This is a genomic window from Pseudomonas sp. LS2P72, from assembly GCF_054897865.1.
This window is the reverse complement of sequence record NZ_CM142708.1, coordinates 2,472,637-2,494,920: the sequence shown is the minus strand read 5'-3', so window position 1 is coordinate 2,494,920 and position 22,284 is coordinate 2,472,637. Positions and strand designations below refer to the sequence as shown.

The window sequence follows — 22,284 nt, the reverse complement described above, 5'->3', positions numbered from 1 at the left end:
GAATCACGCCTAAAAAAACGCCGGCAACCTGATCAGATTGCCGGCGTTTTCATGTACGCGGCTTTAAGCCCATTCGAGCGCTGGCAAACCGCAAGCGCTGGGCTTGAACGCTTTTAGCGTACGAAGAATGCCATCGGCGTGTGCGTACTTTTCGTCAGCCATCGCCGCATCCGGGATCGCAATCGCCGTCATCCCCGCCGCTTTCGCCGCCGTGACACCGAACGGCGAATCCTCGAATACCAGGCAATCCTCGGGCGCTACACCCAGGCGTCGCGCCGCCGTGAGGAAGATGTCCGGTGCCGGTTTGGCTGCGCCGACTTCCGGGTCATCGGCCGTCACGATGAAATCGAACAGCGCGAACCAGTCGCGGTGCAAGGTGGTTTTCTGGCCGAACGACTGACGCGAAGAACTGGTGCCCACCGCGATCGGCATGTTGTTGGCCTTCAGATGCCGAACCAGCTCTTGTGCGCCAGGCATCGCCAGCGCTGTAGGAAAACGCTCGCGCATCAGCGGTTCGCGGATCACCAGGAACTCTTCGGCGGTGATCGGCAGGTCCAGCGCCTCGACCACATAACGCGCCAGATCACCCGCGCCACGGCCGATGATGTTCTGTTTGACGCTCCAGTCGAAGACCCGACCGTAACGCGCTGCAATCATGGACGTGACCTCGGTGTAAATACCCTCGGTGTCCAGCAACAAGCCGTCCATATCGAAAATCACGGCCTTGATCGGGCCGAATTCATTCAGCGGTGCATTCATCGCATCTGATCCGTTTTCTAATGACATCCCAGAGGCGGCTCAGGTACGGCCGGGTCCGCGATCGATTAAAGGATTCAGCAGCATAGCGAGCGCGGCGGGCATAGGGCAACGGGCAATGCCTGATCGGTACTGAAACCGGCGCCGAAGTGTTGTTCATCATTTAGCGATTGTCCCTACACCAAACACTTACTTTCCCGACTTCTTTCCCCGCCGATCCCCCTCAAAGTCTCGCGCTCTGAATTGATCCGCGCGAGGGACTGTGAATGTTCATACCCGACAACCTCCTGGCCTTGAACAACACCATCGGGCTGCTGGTGGTCGCCGCCATGGACCCTGAGCACCCGGATGTCGAAGCGCTGCTCGATGACTTTCGGCTCTGCCTCAATGACTACGACACCTGGGCTGAAAGCTTCTGGACCGGTAGGGCGCTGGATGTCGAGCAAGTGTTCAAGGTCGGCAATGAGGTCCGTCTAAGCGCGCCGAAGAATTCGACCACGCCTGTCAGTGCGACTGTCGCCGCGTGCCGGGCCAGCGGTCCGTTGACCCTGGTGCATATGTTTGAGGCAGCGCGTTTCGTGCCGATCGGCAATACGCCGGTGATGCTAGAACCCTTGCTTTCGGAGGTGGCGGGTGAACAGACGTTTGGCGAGCCGATCTACAACGAGATCGGTCCCAGCGGCATTCTGGAAATCCCTGATTGCCAGCGCGGTCAGCGTTATCGCATCACCTTCTTCCCCGATGTATCCGCTGATCACGTCACAGCACTTTACGCCTCCTATCAGGGCGTCATCGGCGAGCTGGAAGGTTGGTTGCGCAACGAGTGGACGACCGAGTTCGAACCCGCGTGGGCCGGGTTCTCCCAGGCCGGTTTGATCAAGCGCTACGGCATGTTGCAGCAGGCGGACTGGCGCGGTTTCGAGAACTCGCTGAATGGTTTGTGGGATGACGTGAAACAGATTTACGCCTTGATCGCGGACCTGCAGGCCAACAGCGAAAAACTCCTTGAATACTTGACCCAAACCGAGATTGAAACACTGCTGAACGCTTCGGCGGAGTCCATCGCCAAGGTGTTGCTGATGCTGAGCGACGAGCCGTTGATGTTCATTCATCTCGCGGCGTTCACCAGTTGGCTGAGGATGCTGCCGCCGCAGTACATCGCCGAGGTCGTGGCGGAAATTCGTACGGAGATATTGATCAGTTTCCTGCTCATGTGCCTTACCGGTCCTACGGGACTGAAGTTGCGCCTGAGTGAGAAGGTGCTGTCCGGGATCAAGTCCCCGCAGACCCGACAATGGTTGGCGGCCGCCAGTTTGCGATTGGCTGAGCTTACCGCCAGGTCCGACCTGACAGCCCACGCTGGCGCGCTAAAACCGCTAATGGTCAATGCCCGGAATGCACCGATCAAACCTGCGCCCGCCGTGTCATTGCAAATCAGCGCGGGTGCTGCGCCGGTTGTGTTGGTGAAAAATCCGCTGGCCATTGCTCGCGGCAAGTCTGAAGCCATGACCAGGATTGGCAGGCTGGAACATCGCGACGATGCCCCGGATCAGGCGAAAAACCCCAACGGTGACAGCGCCGATTGCGGACCGTTGACCTGTACCAATGGCTGTCCGGTATCAATGGTTACCGGCGAAGAGTTGCTGACGCTGACCGATGGTTCACTGGACGGCATCCTGCCGTTCGACTTCACCCGGCTCTATCGCACCAGCGCCGCCGAGATCGACATCGGCCTCGGTTTCGGCTGGAGTCACTCCCTCGCCCATCGACTGGAAATCGATGGCGACTCGGTCATCTGGATCGACCACGAAAACCGCCGTACGACTTTTCCGCTGCCGAATATCGAACGCCCGACGATTCACAACAGCCTGTCCCGGGCGGCGATCTATCTCGGTGATGAACCCGAAGAACTGATCCTCGCGCAAGCTGGCGAAAAAGCGCGTTACTTCCACTTTCGTGCAGGGCGTCTGACGGCCATTAGCGATGCCTACGGCAATCGGCTGACGGTGCAGCGGGACTCTTCTGACAGGATCAAGCGCCTCGATAACGGCACAGGCCGTTCCCTTCTGTTGCGCTATGAGCGTCGGCACATGGTCGCCGTCGAATATCAGCGTTTTCAGCCGGCCGACACCCTGGAAGACGCCTGGCGTACCGAGCACACACTGGTTGCCTACCGGTACGACGCTTGTCATCGCTTGATCGAAGCAACCAATGCCGCCGGCGAAAGCGAACGCTACGACTACGACGATCAGCACGTGATTCTGCAGCGGCAGTTGGCCGGTGGGGCGAGTTTCTTCTGGGAGTGGGAAAAGTCCGGCAAAGCGGCCCGATGTGTCCGCCATTGGGCGTCGTTTTCGCAGATGGACACGCGTTATGTCTGGGATGACAAGGGCAGTGTCACCGTCCAGAACATCGATGGCAGCGAAGAGGTTTATGTCCATGACAACCGGGCGCGGCTGGTGCGCAAGGTCGAACAGGACGGTGGTGAGCACCTCAAGGCCTACGACGATCAGGGTCGGCTGATTGCCGAGCAGGACCCGCTCGGCGTCGTCACCGAATACCGTTACGACGAGGTCGGACGGCTTGTCGCGCTGATTCCGCCGGAAGACGAGCCGACGACCTACGAGTATCGCAACGGTTTCCTGCACGCACGGTACCGCGGTAAAGCGGTGTGGAAATATCAGCGCAATGCGCAAGGCGACATCACCGAAGCGACCGACCCCGACGGTCATGTCAGCCACTATCACTACGACGAAAAAGGTCAACTGCTGTCGATCCACTACCCGGACAACAGCCGGCAAGTCTTCGTCTGGAATGGCTTGGGGCAGTTGGTTGAAGAAACGCTGCCGGACGGTGGTGTGCGGCGGTTTTCCTACGACGTACTGGGGCGGCAGATTACCCGGCAGGACGAACACGGTGCCGTTACCCAGTATCAATGGGATGCCGTCGGCCGACTGATCCAGACGACGCTTCCCACAGGCGCCAGCCGCGTCTTCAGCTACAACGCCTACGGCAAAATCACCGCCGAGCGCGATGAACTGGGCCGCGTCATCCGCTACGAATACGTCGACGATCTGCACCTGGTCAGCCGCCGGATCAATCCCGACGGCACCCAGTTGAAGTACCGCTACGACAACGCGCAGCTGTTGCTCACGGAAATCGAAAACGAATCCGGCGAAAAATATCTCCTGGACTACACGCCCAATGGCCTGATCCGACAGGAAACCGGATTCGACGGTCAACGCACGGCGTACGCCTACGACCTCAATGGCCATCTGCTGGAGAAAACCGAGTACGGCGAGGACGGTTCGCAGCTGGTGACGGGTTATCAACGGGACTCGGCCGGACGGTTGCTGGTCAAAACCCTGCCCGACGGCATCAAGGTTGAATACCACTACGACAGCCTCGGCCGGTTGGTCAGCGTCGATGACGGCCACGACCATCCGCTGGAATTTGAGTACGACCAGCAGGACCGCCTGATCAGCGAACACCAAGGCTGGGGCACCTTGCGTTATGGCTACGACGCTTGTGGCCAACTCAATCGCCTGCGCCTGCCGGACGGCAGCAAACTCGATTACCACCACGCCAAGGGCGGTGCGCTGACGGCCATCGACCTCAACGGCAGTCGATTGACGTCGCATACCTTCTTCGCCGGGCGCGAACTAAACCGCCAACAAGGTTTGTTGCTCAGCGATTATCAGTATGACGACCAGGGCCGTCTGAAAGCCCACGCTGTCAGCCAACACCTCCAACCGCTGTATCGCCGCGACTATGCCTACAGCGACAACGGCAATCTCGACCATATTGCCGACACTCGACACGGCCAACGCAGCTATCAATACGATCCACTCGACCGTCTGATTCGCGTCCGACATTCCCGCGATCAGCAACCGGAAAGCTTCGCCCACGACCCGGCGGGCAACCTGCTGATGCAGGATCGTCCCGGCCCGTCCACCGTCAAAGGCAACCGCCTGTTGATGCAAGGCGACCGCCATTACGACTACGACGCCTTTGGCAACCTGATCCGCGAGCGCCGCGGCACCGGGCAAAAACTCGTCACCGAATACAGCTACGACTGCCAACATCGGCTGATCGGCGCCACCCTGCCCAACGGCAGCCAGGCGACCTACCGCTACGACGCCTTCGGCCGCCGCATCAGCAAAACCGTCGACGGCAATACCACCGAGTTCTTCTGGCAAGGCGACCACCTCATCGCCGAAAGCAGCCGCGAGCATTACCGCAGCTACGTCTACGAACCGGGTACTTTCCGCCCGCTGGTCATGCTCGACGGCAAAGGCCCACACCAGGCCTGCCCGTTCTACTACCAACTCGACCACCTCGGCACACCGCAAGAACTCACCGATTACAGCGGCGACATCATCTGGGCCGCCCGATACACAGCCTATGGCCGCCTGACTCGCCTCAACCGTGACACCCATCAGGTGCTTGATCAGCCATTGAGGTTTCAGGGGCAGTATTTCGATGCAGAGACGGGCCTGCATTACAACCGGCATCGCTACTACAATCCGGATGTTGGACGGTATTTGACGCCGGATCCGAGCAAGTTGGCGGGCGGGTTAAACGGGTACCAGTACACTCGGAACCCGATAGGGTGGGTTGATCCGCTGGGGTTGAGTGAGTGTCCTGGGGGGGATGGGTGTAAGAAGCCGTCGTTTGGGGATGAGGATCCGGCGGGGAAGGTTGGGGTTGATGGGGGGGGGCCCGGCGCTCCATCCACGAAACCAAAAAATCGGTACTTGTACCGCGGAGACTCCAGAGAAGACTGGGAGATTTTTGAAGCGGGGTTTGAGCCCTTAGGAGACAGTATGGATCTCTACTTACATGCGTTGGACAACCGGAGCCCACCCAGTTTTTTTGTCAGCACTTCGACCTCGGAAAAGGAGGCCATAAAATTCGCAACGGGATACGGTTTTGATGATGGCTTCGTCTATGTAATAAAAAACATTCGCGGAATAGATGTGAATAAAAGGCTTGGCATGATTTCGCCTCACAGGAAGGAGGTTGAAATCGCGTTCCCAGGAGGAATAGACAGCCACGACATCCTCGGTGTCACCCCCGTCAACGCCGATGGCAGTTATAAGGGCTACTCAACCCCTAACCCGCGCAGGAAGTGATCATGAAAACAATAGAAATATCTATCAATACCCACGGAGTCATTCAGAAGGTCGCAATCGAGTGCGATCGACAAAACCCGACTTTAACTTACATACTGGAGAACGGCTTAAGAAAAACATATACAGCCCATGATCTTTTCGTATGCCTAGGACTGTTAAGAGCCGATTTTCCAGAAACAAAATTTTTATGTAAAGGCGCCAAACTCAACGTTTACCCCTCACGTATGTCATCGCAAATGTCTGCTGGGGTAGTGGCGTATGAACTACACATGGGCAAGCCCGCCGAATCGGAAGATATCGTAAATATTTTCGACTATGAAGAAAACGACATCACACAGGATATTCAACAACAAAGGGATTACTACAAGCGATGGATTGAGTCACTTATAGAATAGATCCAACTTATATCTGCCTAAAATCACCCAACACAAAACGGTCATTAATGGCGTTGAAGGGCAAGCGATCAAAGAAACGATCAGATCACCTCATCCTATCCAATGGGAGGTAAACCGTGAAGAAAGAAGATAAGAGTGGCGCTTTTCAGAAGCTTGAGGCCTGGACTGGTGATTCAGAAAACTCCAACCAAACTGCCTATTCCAACGAGCTTGTGGCCAGCATGGTGTTGTGTGATTTTTACAGCCGAGGTTTGGATTAAACTTGCAGCAACAGTGTTGAACCACTCCACGCCAAACCCAAGCAGGAGATAAAATGGAAACCACCAAAATATCCATAATCGTTGACGGCCAAGAGGAGCAGGCACAACTGCAATACGATGCTGCCAAAATATTTATAATCTTCTCAATGAAAAATGGTTTCCGTAAAAAATATGAAAGCGAAGACCTCTACTTATGCCTGGCAAAAATCAGACATGATCTTCCACATATAAAATTCCTATGTAAAGGATCTAAACTTAATGTAACCCCATCCAGAATGTGTTCTCAAATGAGTGGTGGATTCGTCGCATACGAACTAACAATGGGAAAATCCGCAACATTCGACGACATCGCTCACATATTCAACCACGAGGAAAATGATATTGCACAAACATTGGAAGAGCAGAAAGAATTTTATAAAACCTGGCTACAATCGCTAAAGCCGGAATAATGAAAAATAAGCGAACAGATCTATTTTATGTATATTGAGCTAAGCACGCTGATCGCCGTTCAAAACATATCAACAAGGATTATTCTCTACGGTTAAAATGAGGGTGTCCTAGATTTTGTGTAAACGGGATTTTTATTAAACCGTTAACAGCCGATCTTCGAACTGGATACTGAAGCGATTCAAGGCCGCTTTCCAGTCCCGGATCGGCATCGTCCACTTCTTGCTGATGTTGTTCAGCGCCAGATAAAACAGTTTCATCACCGCGTCATCGGTCGGAAATGAGGCGCGCGTTTTGATCACTTTGCGCAGGCTCATGTTGATCGATTCGATGGCATTGGTGGTGTAAATCACCTTGCGAATTTCGGCTGGATAGTCAAAAAACGGGATCACCCGAGCCCAGTTTCGCCGCCATGACAGGCTGATCGACTGGTACTCGGCATCCCATTTGGCTTCAAATTCGCAGAGTCGTTGTTCGGCCAATTCGGCGGTTGCCGAGGTGTAAATCAGTTTGAGATCAGCCGCCACCTCTCGCTGCTTTTTCCACGACACGAAGTTCAAGCTGTTGCGCACCATGTGCACGATGCACAGCTGAACGACGGCTTTTGGGTAGACGGCTTCAATGGCTTCAGGGAAACCTTTGAGACCGTCCACGCAGGCGATGAAGATGTCCTGCACGCCCCGATTCTTGAGTTCGGTCACCACTTGCAGCCAGAACTTCGCGCCTTCGGTTTGAGCGATCCACAGACCCAGCACTTCCTTGTGACCGGCCATATTGACGCCGATAGCCAGGTAAACCGCCTTGTTGCGCACGGCGCCAGCGTCACGCACTTTGACGTGAATGCAGTCCAGATAGAGGATCGGGTACAGCGCGTCCAGTGGTCTGGCTTGCCACAGCTTGACCTCGTCACTCACCGCGTCGGTAATCGCCGAGATCAGGCTGGGAGAGACCTCTGTGCCGTACATTTCCTGTAAGTGAGCCTGGATTTCTCTGACACTCAAACCGCGAGCGTAGAGAGAGATGACTTTGTCATCGAAGCCCGTCCAGCGGGTTTGATGCTTGGCCACCAACTGCGGCTCGAAGGACGCCTGCCGGTCGCGAGGGATGTCGAGCGGCAGTTCGCCGAAGTCGCCCTTCAGGGTTTTACCGCTGTGACCGTTGCGCGCATTGGCGGCGGTGTTGGTGATCGCTGCGCTTTTGTCGTGCCCCAAGTGTTCGGTCATCTCGGTTTCAAGGGCCCGCTCCACCAGCATCTTGGTGAGCTGTTTGAGCAGGCCGTTTTCGCCGATCAGATCTTCGGGCTTTTTGTAGTTGGCCAGCAGACTGTCGGCCAGTTTAACCAGTTCAGGATCAGGCTTGACTCGTTTGGCGCGCTTGGGTTTTGGCTCGGTCATTGGATTTCCTTGGGGTAGGCAGTCTCCTGCCAAATGACCGTTTACACAAAACTAATTACACCCTCGTTAAAATCCATCTTGGCGCCACGAAAGCCCAGCAATTCGCTGGGCTTCAAATTGAGATGCCTAACAACTTAATCCCCCGAACTACCGGATTCTCCAGACCCACTCCCAGAACCGCTCCCATTCGAACCTCCACCGCTCATCGCCCCGCTTTCCTTCTTCGGGCTGGTGCTACTTCCGTTTGCATCACCACCATTCCCACTCTTAATAGCGTCAGGCGGCAACGCCTTCTCGTCCGCGGTGCCCGCATTCATTTCGGAGTACGGTGGCCTCCCGCCCTTATCCACAGGTGCATCTTTGCCGCAGGGCTGAGCAAACGCCGACATTGAGCCGGCCAACAACACGCCGATCACCGTCAGGGCTGTCAATTTTGACCTGATCATGGTGTATCTCCTTTAAAAGGTGCGTACCTGATTTCTGGCAGCCATCGCTTTTCAAAGGTGCCGCACAATCGACGAGTGGCGCTGCGCTACTGCGTATGTTCAGCTCGGTTCGTTTGAGCCGTCTTCACCGGCAATGTCCGGGTCGTCAGGTAGAGCTTCAACATCCCCGCGCTTCACTTCATCAGACGGCAATTGCTCTACAGCCGTGTCGTCATCAGGCGGACGCTGATCGCGACTGAGGGGATCAGTCGGTGAAGGCAGCGGATATTCGGGGGTATCGTCGATGTCGGTGTCTTTCGGATCAGCGTTCATAAAGCACCTCTCGTGAGGCCTGAAAAGCAGGCCTTGAAGTTTCGAGGATTGCGCGCTGCATTGCGTTCGATCAGAGAGACGATCGGTCAAGTCCCTCACACAGCAGGGTCAATGTTCGCCCTCATTCTTCCTCGTCTTCGAACTCGATATTTCCGACATCGCCCGCATCATCGGAATCATTGAGCGGCACCGTTGCGTCATCCATCAGTGAGCCTGGGTCTTCGTTTCCAGGATCGTTAATAAACGGAAGCCCGCTCGAGTCATTTTCTTCCTTATCTTCGGTTTCAGGAGTCATGGCATGCCTCACAACGTTACAGACTGTATGAAGTTCGAGGCGACTCACGACCAAACGTTCCAGATTCCTATTACCAGGAAAGAAAAACCCGGCGCGGGGCCGGGTTTCTGGTGTAGTTCAATGTCGAATCAGTGATGTTTATTCTTGTGCTTGTTTTTATGCTTATGTTTGTGGCCGCTACTGGAGTGCGAACTGTCGTTATCGTTACCCAAGTTGTTGCCTACCGCCCCACCCGCTGCGCCGCCCAGGCCCGCGCCAATGGTGGAACCGGTCTTGCCGCCCAAGCTATTGCCGATCACCGAGCCACCGGCCGACCCCAAACCACCACCAATCGCCGCTTCTGTGCGACTGCCCTTGTTCGCGCCGACCGCGCTTCCTGCCGCGCCGCCTACACCAGCGCCAATCGCGGCACCTGTGCTGCCGCCCATTTGCCGGCCGACCACGTCACCTAGCGCACCGCCAATACCACCGCCAACTGCAGCGGTGCCGTCACCGGCGGCCATTGCACCTTGAGCGACCAAAAGTCCCAGAACCAACGTGGACAATGTCAAACGCATGATATGAACCTCTAAATTCCGTATCGGGGGTAAGAGAACGCGTTACGGATGGCGTGAGTCTAGCGTTTTCATCACACCAGCGCTGATCGTTGGACAGCTGTAGTTTCGAAGAGTGTGAAGAAGAAATATCCAGATACGAAAAGCCCGACATCAAGCCGGGATTTTTCAGCTGATCGATCAGGATCAGTGACGCTTGTGACCTTTGGCCAGGTTGCTGCCCACACCGCCGCCCAATGCGCCGCCCAAGCCTGCGCCAATGGTGGAACCGGTCTTGCCGCCCAGGCTGTTGCCGATCACCGAACCGCCGGCCGCGCCGACACCACCACCAATAGCGGCTTTAGTGCGGCTGCCTTTGCGTGCGGCAACAGCACTGCCGGCCGCGCCCGCGACACCCGCACCAATCGCTGCACCGGTGCTGCCGCCCATGCTCTGGCCGACCACATTACCCAGCGCGCCACCCAAACCACCACCAATGGCGGCAGTGCCATCACCCGCGGCCATCGCACCTTGAGCAACCAAAAGCCCCAGAACCAAAGCAGGCAGTGTTAAACGCATGACAAGAACCTCAAAAAATGGGGGTAACCGAAAGGGGGCGAGATTGAATGCTTTAGAGGAGACAAAGTCCAGACACGCACGGGTACAACCTCGCATTAGGCGACGGTTGGACAGCGTTTTTAGAAAAGGTTTTATGACAGGCAAAAAAAAGCCCGCTGGGGAACGGGCCAGGTACTGCTTTCTAACGGATGAGTTGAGCCTACGTAGGTAGGTGTGAAAAGTTTGTGAAAAAAAACACCGACAGCGGGTTATGTATCAGTAGTCCAAATCCCACAATCGACCTTGTGAAAATGAAAACCCCGCTCAATGGCGGGGGCTGTCCGGTTGACGGTTACTTCCTGGAAGACGGCATCCTCTTGGGCAAGAAATTCGCCTTTTCGGTTCGGGGCACCTTGGATTTCAATTTGGCGACCCGGACCCGGCTTTCACCAAAGCCCGGCATATACTCCGCTTGACCACACTGCACGCAATTGTTGATCGGAAACTCAGATCCGTCGTCTTCGATATACGAATCAGCCATACCTTTCCCCTCTCAAAAAAGGGTCGACACCGGCAAGCCCTATTTGCCTGAAAAATATCGACCTTCAACGCTTGGAGACTAGTCAGTCATTACTGGACTTGTAGTTCGGATTATTGCGTCCCCGACGAACGGCCTCGTGACTCAATCACCTCAACTGGACCGCCGTCCCGGTCACGAACACCACCACCATTCCGCCCTTCCCGGCCGGCATGCTGATCTCATAATCAAGCCCCACCACCGCATCAGCCTGAAGTGCCTGCGCCCGCTCCTTCAACTCGTCGGTCGCCTGAATCCGTGCCTCATTCAGCGCCCGCTCCAATGTCTGAGAGCGCCCACCGAAAAAATCCCGCATCCCGGCGAACATATCGCGGATCACATTGACACCCTGCACCGACTCGGCACTGACGATGTCCAGATAGGCGGTGATTTGTCGGCCTTCGATGGTGTGGGTTGTGGTGGTGATCATTAAATCTCCTTCTTCATGGCCCGAGGATAATTACTCAAGGCAACCTGAACAGATGTTGAGCCAACGCATCAATCGCCGGCAAGGAGCTTTCCCACGATGCATCACCACAATTCCGTCGGTGCAGGTGACCGCGAAGGATTGATCCCAGGTCAACGGAGCTTTCGCGCCCAGCGAGACGAAGCTGATCGCGTTTTGCGAGGTCGCTGGCCTCAGCATCGGGGAAAGTCTTGGTCGTGGATGTAGTGGCGAATAAGGAGGCGGCGCTTATCAGCGCGGCGGAGAGGGAAATAGCGATGCGGCGGGAAGCGGCGCGAGGGTGAGACATAGTGTCGATTCCATTCGAGGGGTTTTGGGCAGTCCAACAGGTTAGAGCAGCTTGACCAACACTGCGGTGACAGTTGCGGTGACAGTGGCCACCGTGCCAATCAACCCAGTCGCCACAGCCACCGGATACCAAAAAGTTTCACGGGTCATCTTCCCGGCCTCAGCGTTCAGCTTGCGCTGCTCAGCCATCAGCTTGACGATCTCCACATGAACCTTTTCCAGTTCGGCCTGTTTCATGGTGAATTCCTGCATAACGTGCGTTCGACCTTCCAGATAATAGGCCGCGTTATGTGCCTTGCCCGTTGATCCATTGTGCCCCAAAGGCGCAACGCTAATACCCCTCACGAACCGGCTCGTGTCAGGTGCCGAAACCTATGAAAGCACCCACCTATCTGGCTTTCCAGCATTACTTCCCACATGCCTATCACCCTTCCTACATGAATTTCGGAAGCGCCTTCACCAATGGGCCTGGACCAATAACATTGGCATCCACGAAATCCAGACGCCAGAAACCACAAAACCCCTGACTTCTCTCGAAGTCAGGGGTTTGGGTTACATCGAATTTGGCGGTGAAGGAGTCCGCCATTTTAATGTTTCTAGAAGTACATAGACGTTTAATTACTTCTATAAAAATTCCATAAAAACATATAGTTGCAGTATATTTTTTCTTTGATGGTCCAAGCATGACTACGGAAAGCCAGGGTCCAAGGTATGGGCTGGAGTATGGGCTGGCATTCATTTAGATTGAGTCATCATCCTTTCAAATAGGAAGTGAGTGATGGCATCTCTGACGACGAAAGCGGTAGAAAAAATAGTCAGATCAGGGTTACCCGGAATGACCAACGATGGTGACGGCCTCTACTTGAAACTCGGCCGTACCGGTGGCGCAAGCTGGATCTTCCGCTACAAGCTTGCTGGCAAGAGCCGAGACATGGGACTGGGCAGGCACCCCGAAGTAAGCCTTGCGGTAGCTCGTGAGAAAGCTGCAGAAGCCAGAAAGCTGAGCAAGTCAGGCGTCGATCCGCTAACCAGTCGGGATGAGGAGATGGAACGGCAACGGCTGGAAAAAAAAGCTGAACGTTTAGTTCAGGATGCAGCCAGGGCCAAAGCAATCACTTTCAAAGAAGTTGCTCTCGACTACATCGCTGCCCACAGAGCAGGCTGGAAAAATGCAAAGCATGCTCAGCAGTGGGAGAACACTCTGGCTACTTATGCGTTCAAGACCATAGGCGATCTTCCGACGCAGGAAATAGGCATTGAGCATGTGCTGAAAATCCTCAAGCCGATTTGGACAGTAATACCCGAAACCGCCAGCCGTTTGCGAAACCGCATCGAACTGGTACTCGATGCAGCAAAGGCCAGAGGGCTGCGTGATGGAGAAAACCCCGCTCGATGGCGTGGACACCTGGACAAACTGCTACCACCTCGCGCAAAAGTGCGCGGGGTGAAGCATCATGCAGCAATATCGTGGACAGAGCTTCCCGCCTTCATGGCGCCCCTTGAGAAAGTAAATGATCTGAGTTCTAAAGCATTGCGCTTTACCATCCTGACTGCCTGCCGAACCAGTGAGGTGCTTGAATCGACGTGGGCAGAGATTGATGTGGCAGCAAGGGTATGGACCATTCCTGCGCCGAGGATGAAAGCGGGGAAGGAACACCGGGTGCCTCTATCAAAAGCGGCATTGGATTTACTCGCAGGGCTTCCTCGCGTTGAAGGAAACAATCACCTATTTGCGGGGGCTCGCAAAAAGCGGCCTCTGAGTAATATGGCGATGTTGATGGCATTGCGTCGGATGAAGCGGGACGATCTCACGACGCATGGATTCCGCTCGACTTTCAGGGATTGGGCGAGTGAAGTTACTCACTATCCTCGGGAGGTCTGTGAGCAGGCGCTCGCGCACGCCGTAGAGAATGCGGTAGAGGCGGCTTATCGACGTGGCGATCTTTTTGAAAAGCGGCGAATACTGATGGAGGATTGGGCGCGATATGCCACAGGGCATGCGGCAGCAAATACTATTGAATGAGAAGCGAGATGCTCAAGCCATCATCTCACCTCGTTTATCGAATGGAGGATGGCGACAGCGGCGACACCGGCGACAACCCGCGTAATACCTGGTTTGCAGCATGGCGACAGAAGTGGCGACTGTCGCCGTTGCAAGCCTCGCTCGTGGGGCCTTTTCAGCTAAGCCCACGCGAGCGGGAAGGCTCCGCATTCCCGTCCGCGTGGGCTCACATTAAAAACCGACGAACGATTACCCGGCCATGGAAAGCCACCGGCCTCCAAGGTCTTCCAGCGCTACCGATTGGCGCAACAGTCGCCCACAAAATGCTGTTGACCGCGAGCAGAGCGAGCGTTACACCAGAATCGTACAAGCGCTGTCCTCGACAGCACCCAGGTAGCCAGAACCTTTAAGGCTACGCCACACCGTGGTGGTTCTCCCAAAGTGCGATGAGCGTCCGGTGGCTCGCACGGTCACTCACCGAGTGATGGATGCCTACTTCAGATCATTGCCATTGCAACAAATACATCCCCCTACCCAGCTGCCCTGCAGCAACCTTTCTGCTTGGTCATTTCACTGCGCCAACCTGCGCCCGTCTCTTTCTCCCGGAAAGAGACGGGCGCTCCAACCGCTGCTGCAGCCCAACTTGTACAAGGCTTTGCGGCATTCCCCCTCGTGACAATCGGCGTGACAAACACCGAAGTCACCAGCAACAGCGATGCAGATGATGGTGCCGCAGCCCAAGGAATGGACTGCACCTGACTGACAGTCAGGCATGCCCCGATCATCGCATCCCTGCCTTCACCCGACTCAGGATCTCGCGGCGCTGGTTTCGTCAGCCAGTGCAGCCTCCACCCGCCCACCTCTATCGGTGTTCAGGAGGCCAGATCATGAGGTGCCCAAGCTCCCGGTCGTAAGGAGCCGCCAGTCCCGCGTTAGTGGACAACCCTCACAGGTCGCAGGGGGCCTTGATCCCTGATAACACTCAACAACCGTGGCGGGAAGAGTGAGGACGAAGTCGATAACTTCAGGAGAATAGCGATGCAACTGTGCGAAGCGTTCGAGCCACCACAACCATTGCTGGAGTACCAGCAGGCGCCACTGCCCTACCCGGTCGAAGCACTCGGAGAACTGTTGGGCCCTGCGGTCGACCGACTGGCCGAGGTGATCGGCGTGCCCTGCGCCATGGCTGCACAATCGGTGCTGGCCAGCGCGGCCCGGGTGAGCCAGGGTCATGCCAATGTCCAACTCGATGGCCAAACCTATCCGTTGTCCCTCTACCTACTGACGGTGGCATCCTCGGGGGATACCGCCTCTTTATTGGTCGTGCTGATCACTCATCGCTGGCTGAGCAGCCGCGACGGAAAAACTTTCGAGGTCCGCCATGTTTCGCCTCAATGACGCGGTGCGCCGCTACCAGGCGCAACATCAATCGCAGCCTGAATCGCGGCGTGTCGCCGCCTCTGTCGCCACCCTGTCGCCACGCGCCAGGCCAGAAACGACGCGGGTTGTCGCCACTGTCGCCGCTGTCGCCACACCACCAATTGAGCCTGCCAACCTCGCCCGGCTGATCGAGCAACTGTGGAAAGAAGGGGCACTGCTGCAACACCAAGAGAACGCCCTCCTGATCCGCCCGACGCACTGGCAGCAGCTGGACAGGCTCAGCCCTCACTGGAAAGCCCTGCTGCTCTTTCTACAAACAAACGAAAACGGTGATGAAGATGGCTCTGATCGGTCGGCGTGAGAGTCGCAACTTTGGCTTTGGCCACCAGCTGAGCTACGCCGGCCCACAAGCGCTCAAGGAACTGTTTGCCGGCGGCCACTTCGCCACGGTCAAAGCGCATAGCGATCGTTGGCAAGCGTTCGTGCGTTGGTGTCAGTCAGAGGACGGCCCCGGTTACAACGATGTGCGTCAGATCGATCAACGGACACTGCAAGACTACTCGGCAGGCTGACAGCCATTCTGGTGAATGGTGATTCGGTGCAGGAACAACCTGTTGAAGCTCGGCCACTGCTTCTCAAGCGTTACGTCACACACGATGACGAGCATGGAACGAAAGTAAGAGACGGCTGCAGCGGCCGCACGGGAACTACAACAACAGTCGGTTGACCCGATGGTAGAGATCCTCAGCCCACTTCTGGATAAGCAACTGCCGCCTTTCGACAGAGACATTGGCCGTTACGCGAGCATGGCGCGTGCAATCGCGGTGGACTGTGACGGGATCGTACCGGGAAGGCTGACCCCGAACAGGTACGCGAATGCGATGGAAGTGTTAGGTGCTACCCCAACGCAACTACCGCCAGGTACAAAGCCTGGTGCTGGCGCCGGCCCACCTACTGGAGCGACAAACGCCCAGATGACTGGGATCAGCACATAGACCACGGCACCGCCTCCGACGACTACTCTAAAACAGAGGTGTCCGATCATGAGTAACCTAAACCGGAGCAGCGCGGAGCTGGAACGGAAATTGGAAGCCGAGCGCAGCGAATGGAGAGCATGGCGTGCGCGGTACGACAACGATATCGCTGACTTCAAGGAAGAGATTACCTACCTGTGGCGCCGCATTGAGACACTGCGGTGCTGGGCCGAGCCGGCCCTGCGGGAACTAGTAGTTGGTAACCCGCTATACGATACCGAGGCAAAGGTAACCCGGCTCCTCACCTACATGCCACCGAGGAATCCAGAGAGAATTCATTGCTACTCGGATGGCTATGAGTGGATGGCCAAATCGTACAGGACGTGGTTCGTGGCGCAAGATCCACGGCCCCGTAAACCAGATGAACAAGCGTCGCTCCCAGAGACCGAAGACGATGGGCAGTAACCCCAACCAGGTGGTACTGACGGAGACGGCATCATGAGCACAGATAGGAACGACGAGGGCAACCTCAGGGAATACGACCTGGAGCGCGCAGCCTACAAGGCAGTTGATCTACTGCTACCGGAAAAGGAACCGCTGAGACTGACGCCCAAGGGCATAGTCGCGGGGGCCGTGGTGGCTGCTATATCGTGCGGTTTTTTTGGGGCGATGGCCTTCATCGTAGGCGCCCGTGACCAGTGGCTGCTGCTCTGGGTTGCGGTCGGTGCGATCTTCACGCTCGGTGTTTTCCTCAACGGCGCGTACCGCCCGTTTCACAATCTCGATAGAGCCTGGCGGTATCTGTGCTTGCGCTGCTCAACCCAAGTTGGCTGGCTGATCCTCGGTCTGCTGGTCTACAGCCTCTGGCGGTAACCAAGTGACAGGCAAAACAAAGGGCACTCTCCAAGTACCCTTTTTCTGTACTCACTCGCTGGTCATGCGAACAAACCGTAGAGCGCCCCCAGTCCAACACCGTGGCGACGCCTGAGAGCAGTCCGCAGCAAAGCCACTGGTGAATCCCACCTATTGGGTCACAATGACCTGGCAACCTTGGGCACTTGATGGCGCGGATCATGAACAACGAAAACGTACACTATTTCAATGAGGCGGTCATGAAACGTCTCAAGGCCCAATTCAAATCCGGCACTAAGCTCATGATTAGAGCTGGCGACGACACTGAGGTGTGCGCCGTTGATATCGACTGGACAGTGGACGCCTACCTTTCTTTATCGAAAGAGGCTCAACTTGTTGCGGTGGAAGTGGCTCAAGCCTGCGCGGCAAAACTCTCCGGGGGTTGCAGCGAATTCAATTACCTATGTGAAATGTACATGCTACTCAAAAAAGCCGAGGCTGACGGCATGCTGCGCCTTTTAAAATAAAGGGCGCTCCCCATGGGCGCCCTCGTCGTCGTACTGCACACCGGTCATCTGCCTTTCCCTTTACCGCCCTTGCCCCTCGGCCTCTTGCCTGGGTTCGCCTGTGGAAAGTACGTCTGATCCTTGACGGGTTTCTTGGTCGTATCACTGCGCTTATCAACCATCGCTCTCAGCATCAGCAGTGCCAGGCTGGCACCGTATCCCTCACTGGCAGATTGAGCCAGCCAACGATTTGATTGGGATTAGGACGGACCTCTTGAGCCCCTGAACCTAACCTCTGTTGTTTGATAACCTCTATGTTTTACTGATGGACTGAGGGTTGTAGCTCGAGGCTACAGGCTTCACCTGAGACGTAGAGGCTGAAGGCGGTGATAAACACTAGTCTGGTGGCGAAGCTAAGGGCTGAGAATGCAAGATTGGTTGCCTTGCTGGATGCTCATGGCATCGAATGGCGCCCGCCTGCTGAGCCAGTCAAGATAGCGATTGTCCAAGCAGAACAATCACAGCAACTCGATACTGATGGAAAGCTTGCCCTATTCCGAAGCTTGTTTCGTGGTAGGACGGACGTTTATCCCATCCGCTGGGAAAGCAGGGCAGGCAAATCAGGATACGCACCCGCTTGCGCAAACGAATGGAGGCCTGGCGTTTGTGAGAAGCCCCGAATTAAATGTGGCGACTGCGGTAACCGCCAGCTGCTTCCGCTGACCGATGAGGTGGTCTATCGCCATCTGGCGGGCGAAGTGGTCGTTGGTATCTACCCCCTACTCTCTGATGACACTTGTTATTTTTTGGCGGTCGACTTCGATGAGGCCGAATGGCGTGATGATTCCAAAGCTTTTGTGCAGTCATGCCATGAGCTGAACGTCCCGGTGGCGCTGGAAATATCGCGCTCAGGCCAAGGGGCTCATGGCTGGATTTTCTTTGAGCGTAATGTTCCTGCCTGCGATGCGCGCCGCCTCGGTGCCGCAATCATCAGTCATGCCTGTGAGCGCACCCGGCAGTTGGCGCTCAGCTCCTATGATCGACTGTTTCCAAACCAGGACTATATGCCCAAAGGCGGCTTTGGAAATCTCATCGCGCTCCCTTTACAAAAGCGGGCCAGGGCCCAAAACAATAGCGTTTTTGTAGACGACTCGCTTGAGCCTCATCCTGATCAATGGGCCTTCCTGGCATCGATTCAGCGCATGAGTCCAGAGGATATCCAGCCCGTTATTATCCAGGCGATGGGTAATCGGGACCCTCTAGGGATCGCCTATGTCGATGACGAAGGTGATGCAGAACCTTGGAAAGATCGTGAATCGAGATCACGTAAATTGACATGCCCGTTGCCTGCTGCTGTCAACATCACGCAGGCTAACTTAATTTACTTTGAAAAGTCGGAATTGCCACAGCCATTGGCAAACCAGCTTGTCCGGCTCGCAGCCTTTCAAAATCCTGAGTTCTACAAAGCTCAGGCCATGCGCATGTCAGTGTGGAACAAGCCAAGGATTATCGGCTGTGCCCAGAACTTCCCCAAACATATTGCGTTACCACGTGGCTGTTTGGATGCTGCGCTGGAGCTTTTAGGGGAAAACGGGGTTACCCCTATTCTTAAAGACGAACGCTTCGCGGGCGACCCCATCGACGTGAGCTTTCTCGGGACCCTGCGTTCTGACCAAAAGGCTGCTGTCAGCGCAATGCTAAGTCATGACACCGGTATCCTCTGCGCACCGACAGCTTTCGGTAAAACTGTCAGTGCTGCTGCGTTGATTGCCGCACGTGGCATTAACACGTTGGTGCTTGTGCATCGGACGGAACTGTTAAGGCAGTGGCAAGAGCGCTTGCAGGCGTTCTTGGGAGTCGGGAATGGTGTCGTTGGTACTCTTGGGGGCGGAAAAGCGAAGCTTACAGGCATCATCGACATTGCCGTAATGCAGTCGTTATCGCGAAAAGGCGAGATCAGCGATCAGGTAAAAAACTACGGCCAGATCATCGTTGATGAGTGTCATCACCTATCCGCAGTGTCATTCGAGGCACTACTGAGGAGCGCGACCGCGCGGTACGTACTGGGACTCACAGCAACCCCAGTGCGCCGAGATGGGCAGCAGCCCATTATTTTCATGCAGTGCGGACCGATCCGACATTCTGCTGCTCGACCAGCGAGTGCGCCCCATGACCTATCTATCGTGCCTCGATTGCTGCCCAAACCAATAGTGGTCCCCGACGGCTTTGGGATTCAGGACGTTTTTCGGCGTCTAGCCGACGACTCTGAGCGGACAGCCAAAATCGTCTCGGAGATTGAGCTGGCGTACAACGAGGGTAGAAAAATTCTAGTGCTAACGGAGCGGACGGAACATGTGGATGCCCTTGAATTAGAATTGAAACAGCGCGTGCATAACCTTTTCACGCTTCATGGGCGAGTGCCTAAGAAACAGCGGATTTCCCGTATGCATGAGCTTGAGTCCCTTCCTCCTGATGCTCCACGAGTGCTGTTGGCAACAGGAAAACTAGTAGGTGAAGGCTTCGATCACCCGCCGTTGGACACGCTGGTGCTGGCAATGCCCATCTCATGGAAGGGAATCCTTCAGCAATATGCGGGGCGGTTGCATCGATCGCATGCCGATAAGGCCGACGTGCGAGTGATCGACTTCGTTGACGAGGGTAATGTCGCGCTGCTGAGGATGTGGGATAAGCGCCAGGCGGGTTACAAAGCGATGGGCTACCGCATGGCTGATTCCATGACCACCATGGACCTACTCTAACTCTAACGTGGTTGACGGTTGACACTTCAACGCCTCCACTTCCGTAGACGAATGACCGGCCGCTGTGGGGGCGACTCCGGCCCTTCGCCGTTAGTCACGTCAAGCAAGATCCTCTTAGCAAACGAACGAGGACATTTGATCAAATGCCTCAGCGCACCGAGAGCAACGTAACTGCTGAGAAAGTAAAATCATATGCAGCTTCAAAACCGGGCGCTAAACCGGGTATGACGCAACCGGGTATGACGCAAATTAACCCACCAAAACCTAGACTTCACAAGGCCTGCACCCTATGACTTCTGGTTTAACGTGTTCTACGGTCCCTACCAGAGCGTCCTCGGCAGCTACCTAGATAAAAGCATCCAGACGGTCATCGACATCCAGTCCCAGACCGGCGCTCAGTCCTCTGAAGCCTGGAGCAAGTTCATGCACCAGCAAGCACCGGTCATGCAGGATTTGATGCGCCAGTATGTCGACCAGTCAAAAAACCTCTACCTGAACACTCAGAACCTCTTCGGCCTGTTCGGCGGCATGCCACCAGGCAAGCCAGGTGCCGGTGGCGGGCCGAAAAAAATGGCGATAGGGGAGTAAACCCATCGCCATCAGTGTAACCGCTCTAATGTGACTTACTTGTTACCGCTTGTAGCCTTGGCACCAGGAGCGGTTTTACCGGCTGCAGAGGTCGCTGCGTCAAAACCGCTCTGGGCAACGTCAGCAGCCTGTTTTACGGCTTTCTGTGCGCTTTCAAAAACGGTACCGGCATTCGCCAGCGACGACTTGAACGCGGCTACAACAGGCTCGGAGCCAGCCGGTGCATTCTTGCTGATCACTTCGACGAACTCTTGCACCTGCTGGGTGCCCGCCTCAACCTGACGCGAGGTCAGTTTGGCGATTTCCGAGTGAGTGCCGACAATCAACGCTTGCACTTGGCGATTGAACTCAGCCAGGCGTTCGGCTTGCACATTTGGCTGGGTGAAAGAAGTCTGGAGCTCAGCGAGCCCTTGTAGATCACGGACTGCCAGCAGCTTGCGAAAGCCGTCGAACTGCTCCTCGGTGGAGGCCTGCAATGTCTTGAACTGCAATTGGCTGAACTGTTCAACACTGGAGAAGATTTTGCCGCTGATTTGCTGCAGGAGGTCTAGGTTGGCTTTCTGAGCGTCTTGCAATTTTTCCGAGTTAAAAAAAGACATGCTTGAATCTCCTGATACTGGAAGGCCTACATGGGCCCGAGGACGCGATAGCGATCCTGCCGGTCATCGCGTTAGCCTTAATATTGCAGCGCACAAATTCGTTTAGCAATGATTTTTTGTGCAGCGCACAAAAATCTTTCTTCTCCTGCCTCTATTCGCTATAGACTCTTAACATCGAACAGCCAGCAAAACCCTCTTTACTAATGAGGCGCAGGCAGCTGCTTCTCATGCATAACGCCAGGAGATCACCATGGGCCAGGAAGATATTATTGCATCGCAATATGAAAAATCTTCCTCTCAACGCGGCCTGTTCGAACACCTGAGTCATCTGCAGCACCTCATTACCCTGAACGTCCTTGATGCTTTGCGCCAGCGCCAGGAAAAAACCCTCGCGCCTCTGAAGTGGGGTCAACTCAGACAACCCACGCCCACTGACTGGCAGGAATACTTCACCGACCTCGGCCAACGCAGCCTGCTGTTCTGGGACACCCTGCGCCAGCGCGGCGACAATACGCAGGCCCATGAACGCGCCGGGTATCCACTGCTGCTCAAGTTCGATCATGAAACCCTGATCGCCGACTCCGATCTCCCGCTGAAGGCGAATTCTGGCGTGAACTGCACGCGTTGCTCGAAGTCCCGCTGCCGGGCTTCAGCCTGACCCAACCACCCAGTGAAACAGTTGTCATCCCGCAGGAGACCCCTTCGGAGCCATTTCCGCTTGCAGTGACGCTGTTGTCGCCGCAGACACACCACTGCCCGCTC

20 protein-coding genes and 4 pseudogenes are annotated in these 22,284 nt (G+C 55.7%); 14 read left to right on the top strand and 10 right to left on the bottom strand.

Annotation, left to right across the window (positions count from 1 at the left end; translation table 11 throughout):
• Nucleotides 1-63 precede the first annotated feature (63 nt).
• Nucleotides 64-759: an HAD-IA family hydrolase gene (locus ACYZUA_RS11570; protein WP_461963191.1), complete on the bottom strand. Its 696-nt coding sequence runs from the start codon at nucleotides 757-759 to the stop codon at nucleotides 64-66.
• A 263-nt stretch (nucleotides 760-1,022) separates the two neighbouring features.
• On the opposite strand from ACYZUA_RS11570, the gene ACYZUA_RS11565 reads away from it, so the two are divergent.
• The 4 genes from ACYZUA_RS11565 to ACYZUA_RS11550 all read left to right on the top strand — a co-directional run bounded on the left by ACYZUA_RS11565 (nucleotide 1,023) and on the right by ACYZUA_RS11550 (nucleotide 6,995).
• Nucleotides 1,023-5,891, top strand: coding sequence for an RHS repeat-associated core domain-containing protein (locus ACYZUA_RS11565; protein WP_461963190.1), 4,869 nt, complete (start codon nucleotides 1,023-1,025; stop codon nucleotides 5,889-5,891).
• 2 nt (nucleotides 5,892-5,893) lie between these two features.
• The gene (locus tag ACYZUA_RS11560) at nucleotides 5,894-6,286 is read left to right on the top strand and encodes a hypothetical protein (protein ID WP_461963189.1); all 393 of its coding nucleotides are present in this window, start codon (nucleotides 5,894-5,896) and stop codon (nucleotides 6,284-6,286) included.
• Nucleotides 6,287-6,402: 116 nt separating this feature from the next.
• Nucleotides 6,403-6,546, top strand: coding sequence for a hypothetical protein (locus tag ACYZUA_RS11555; protein WP_461963188.1), 144 nt, complete (start codon nucleotides 6,403-6,405; stop codon nucleotides 6,544-6,546).
• A gap of 53 nt (nucleotides 6,547-6,599) precedes the next feature.
• Complete coding sequence (locus ACYZUA_RS11550) at nucleotides 6,600-6,995, top strand: hypothetical protein (RefSeq protein ID WP_461963187.1); 396 nt, start codon at nucleotides 6,600-6,602, stop codon at nucleotides 6,993-6,995.
• Nucleotides 6,996-7,130: 135 nt separating this feature from the next.
• Here the strand turns inward: ACYZUA_RS11550 and ACYZUA_RS11545 are convergent, their stop codons facing one another.
• The 8 genes from ACYZUA_RS11545 to ACYZUA_RS11510 form a co-directional block, all read right to left on the bottom strand.
• Nucleotides 7,131-8,387 carry an IS256 family transposase gene (locus ACYZUA_RS11545; protein WP_240890573.1) on the bottom strand — a complete coding sequence of 419 codons (1,257 nt, stop codon included), beginning with the start codon at nucleotides 8,385-8,387 and terminating at the stop codon, nucleotides 7,131-7,133.
• Nucleotides 8,388-8,521: 134 nt separating this feature from the next.
• Entirely contained in the window at nucleotides 8,522-8,833 is a 312-nt protein-coding gene (locus ACYZUA_RS11540) for a hypothetical protein (protein ID WP_461963186.1), read from the bottom strand.
• Nucleotides 8,834-8,932: 99 nt separating this feature from the next.
• Nucleotides 8,933-9,145 (bottom strand): hypothetical protein, encoded by a 213-nt coding sequence (locus ACYZUA_RS11535; RefSeq protein WP_461963185.1) that lies wholly within the window; start codon nucleotides 9,143-9,145, stop codon nucleotides 8,933-8,935.
• Between the two features lie 121 nt (nucleotides 9,146-9,266).
• Nucleotides 9,267-9,440, bottom strand: a complete 174-nt coding sequence (locus ACYZUA_RS11530) for a hypothetical protein (protein ID WP_461963184.1) — start codon at nucleotides 9,438-9,440, stop codon at nucleotides 9,267-9,269.
• A 128-nt stretch (nucleotides 9,441-9,568) separates the two neighbouring features.
• A complete protein-coding gene (locus ACYZUA_RS11525; protein ID WP_461963183.1) occupies nucleotides 9,569-9,997 on the bottom strand; it encodes a glycine zipper domain-containing protein in 429 nt (142 codons plus the stop codon).
• Between the two features lie 183 nt (nucleotides 9,998-10,180).
• Nucleotides 10,181-10,552, bottom strand: coding sequence for a hypothetical protein (locus ACYZUA_RS11520; protein ID WP_059404653.1), 372 nt, complete (start codon nucleotides 10,550-10,552; stop codon nucleotides 10,181-10,183).
• 665 nt (nucleotides 10,553-11,217) lie between these two features.
• Nucleotides 11,218-11,538 (bottom strand): YbjQ family protein, encoded by a 321-nt coding sequence (locus ACYZUA_RS11515; RefSeq protein ID WP_461963182.1) that lies wholly within the window; start codon nucleotides 11,536-11,538, stop codon nucleotides 11,218-11,220.
• 366 nt (nucleotides 11,539-11,904) lie between these two features.
• A complete protein-coding gene (locus ACYZUA_RS11510) occupies nucleotides 11,905-12,099 on the bottom strand; it encodes a hypothetical protein (protein WP_082555884.1) in 195 nt (64 codons plus the stop codon).
• A gap of 541 nt (nucleotides 12,100-12,640) precedes the next feature.
• Between ACYZUA_RS11510 and ACYZUA_RS11505 the strand changes: the two genes are divergently transcribed.
• The 9 genes and pseudogenes from ACYZUA_RS11505 to ACYZUA_RS11465 all read left to right on the top strand — a co-directional run.
• The gene (locus tag ACYZUA_RS11505) at nucleotides 12,641-13,885 is read left to right on the top strand and encodes a tyrosine-type recombinase/integrase (protein WP_461963181.1); all 1,245 of its coding nucleotides are present in this window, start codon (nucleotides 12,641-12,643) and stop codon (nucleotides 13,883-13,885) included.
• Nucleotides 13,886-14,902: 1,017 nt separating this feature from the next.
• Nucleotides 14,903-15,178 (top strand): annotated as a pseudogene (locus tag ACYZUA_RS11500) (DUF3987 domain-containing protein); the annotation flags it as partial.
• Nucleotides 15,179-15,245: 67 nt separating this feature from the next.
• On the top strand, nucleotides 15,246-15,605 hold the full coding sequence (locus ACYZUA_RS11495) for a hypothetical protein (protein ID WP_415765049.1): 360 nt from the start codon (nucleotides 15,246-15,248) through the stop codon (nucleotides 15,603-15,605).
• A pseudogene (locus ACYZUA_RS11490) lies at nucleotides 15,583-15,810 on the top strand (integrase domain-containing protein); the annotation flags it as partial. The gene ACYZUA_RS11495 and the pseudogene ACYZUA_RS11490, both read left to right, overlap by 23 nt.
• A 477-nt stretch (nucleotides 15,811-16,287) precedes the next feature.
• Entirely contained in the window at nucleotides 16,288-16,683 is a 396-nt protein-coding gene (locus tag ACYZUA_RS11485) for a hypothetical protein (protein ID WP_461963180.1), read from the top strand.
• A gap of 33 nt (nucleotides 16,684-16,716) precedes the next feature.
• The gene (locus ACYZUA_RS11480; RefSeq protein ID WP_415765051.1) at nucleotides 16,717-17,091 is read left to right on the top strand and encodes a hypothetical protein; all 375 of its coding nucleotides are present in this window, start codon (nucleotides 16,717-16,719) and stop codon (nucleotides 17,089-17,091) included.
• A gap of 200 nt (nucleotides 17,092-17,291) precedes the next feature.
• Nucleotides 17,292-17,597 (top strand): hypothetical protein, encoded by a 306-nt coding sequence (locus ACYZUA_RS11475; RefSeq protein ID WP_461963179.1) that lies wholly within the window; start codon nucleotides 17,292-17,294, stop codon nucleotides 17,595-17,597.
• 365 nt (nucleotides 17,598-17,962) lie between these two features.
• Complete coding sequence (locus ACYZUA_RS11470) at nucleotides 17,963-20,335, top strand: TOTE conflict system archaeo-eukaryotic primase domain-containing protein (protein WP_461963178.1); 2,373 nt, start codon at nucleotides 17,963-17,965, stop codon at nucleotides 20,333-20,335.
• Between the two features lie 309 nt (nucleotides 20,336-20,644).
• Nucleotides 20,645-20,923, top strand: a pseudogene (locus tag ACYZUA_RS11465) (PHB accumulation regulatory domain-containing protein); the annotation flags it as partial.
• Between the two features lie 35 nt (nucleotides 20,924-20,958).
• On the opposite strand, the gene phaP reads toward ACYZUA_RS11465, so the two are convergent.
• On the bottom strand, nucleotides 20,959-21,522 hold the full coding sequence (gene phaP / locus ACYZUA_RS11460; RefSeq protein ID WP_461963177.1) for a TIGR01841 family phasin: 564 nt from the start codon (nucleotides 21,520-21,522) through the stop codon (nucleotides 20,959-20,961).
• A gap of 250 nt (nucleotides 21,523-21,772) precedes the next feature.
• Between phaP and ACYZUA_RS11455 the strand changes: the two are divergent.
• Nucleotides 21,773-22,126: pseudogene (locus ACYZUA_RS11455) on the top strand (DUF3141 domain-containing protein); the annotation flags it as partial.
• Nucleotides 22,127-22,284 lie beyond the last annotated feature (158 nt).

Excerpts from the sequence above, each read along its gene's own strand:
- ACYZUA_RS11545 (WP_240890573.1), bottom strand. The coding sequence starts at position 8,387 with ATGACCGAGCCAAAACCCAAGCGCGCCAAACGAGTCAAGCCTGATCCT.
- ACYZUA_RS11565 (WP_461963190.1), top strand. The coding sequence starts at position 1,023 with ATGTTCATACCCGACAACCTCCTGGCCTTGAACAACACCATCGGGCTG.
- ACYZUA_RS11570 (WP_461963191.1), bottom strand. The coding sequence starts at position 759 with ATGAATGCACCGCTGAATGAATTCGGCCCGATCAAGGCCGTGATTTTC.
- ACYZUA_RS11520 (WP_059404653.1), bottom strand. The coding sequence starts at position 10,552 with ATGCGTTTAACACTGCCTGCTTTGGTTCTGGGGCTTTTGGTTGCTCAA.
- ACYZUA_RS11535 (WP_461963185.1), bottom strand. The coding sequence starts at position 9,145 with ATGAACGCTGATCCGAAAGACACCGACATCGACGATACCCCCGAATAT.
- ACYZUA_RS11550 (WP_461963187.1), top strand. The coding sequence starts at position 6,600 with ATGGAAACCACCAAAATATCCATAATCGTTGACGGCCAAGAGGAGCAG.
- phaP (WP_461963177.1), bottom strand. The coding sequence starts at position 21,522 with ATGTCTTTTTTTAACTCGGAAAAATTGCAAGACGCTCAGAAAGCCAAC.
- ACYZUA_RS11480 (WP_415765051.1), top strand. The coding sequence starts at position 16,717 with ATGAGCACAGATAGGAACGACGAGGGCAACCTCAGGGAATACGACCTG.
- ACYZUA_RS11515 (WP_461963182.1), bottom strand. The coding sequence starts at position 11,538 with ATGATCACCACCACAACCCACACCATCGAAGGCCGACAAATCACCGCC.
- ACYZUA_RS11495 (WP_415765049.1), top strand. The coding sequence starts at position 15,246 with ATGTTTCGCCTCAATGACGCGGTGCGCCGCTACCAGGCGCAACATCAA.
- ACYZUA_RS11485 (WP_461963180.1), top strand. The coding sequence starts at position 16,288 with ATGAGTAACCTAAACCGGAGCAGCGCGGAGCTGGAACGGAAATTGGAA.
- ACYZUA_RS11510 (WP_082555884.1), bottom strand. The coding sequence starts at position 12,099 with ATGAAACAGGCCGAACTGGAAAAGGTTCATGTGGAGATCGTCAAGCTG.
- ACYZUA_RS11530 (WP_461963184.1), bottom strand. The coding sequence starts at position 9,440 with ATGACTCCTGAAACCGAAGATAAGGAAGAAAATGACTCGAGCGGGCTT.
- ACYZUA_RS11560 (WP_461963189.1), top strand. The coding sequence starts at position 5,894 with ATGAAAACAATAGAAATATCTATCAATACCCACGGAGTCATTCAGAAG.
- ACYZUA_RS11525 (WP_461963183.1), bottom strand. The coding sequence starts at position 9,997 with ATGCGTTTGACATTGTCCACGTTGGTTCTGGGACTTTTGGTCGCTCAA.
- ACYZUA_RS11540 (WP_461963186.1), bottom strand. The coding sequence starts at position 8,833 with ATGATCAGGTCAAAATTGACAGCCCTGACGGTGATCGGCGTGTTGTTG.
- ACYZUA_RS11505 (WP_461963181.1), top strand. The coding sequence starts at position 12,641 with ATGGCATCTCTGACGACGAAAGCGGTAGAAAAAATAGTCAGATCAGGG.
- ACYZUA_RS11475 (WP_461963179.1), top strand. The coding sequence starts at position 17,292 with ATGAACAACGAAAACGTACACTATTTCAATGAGGCGGTCATGAAACGT.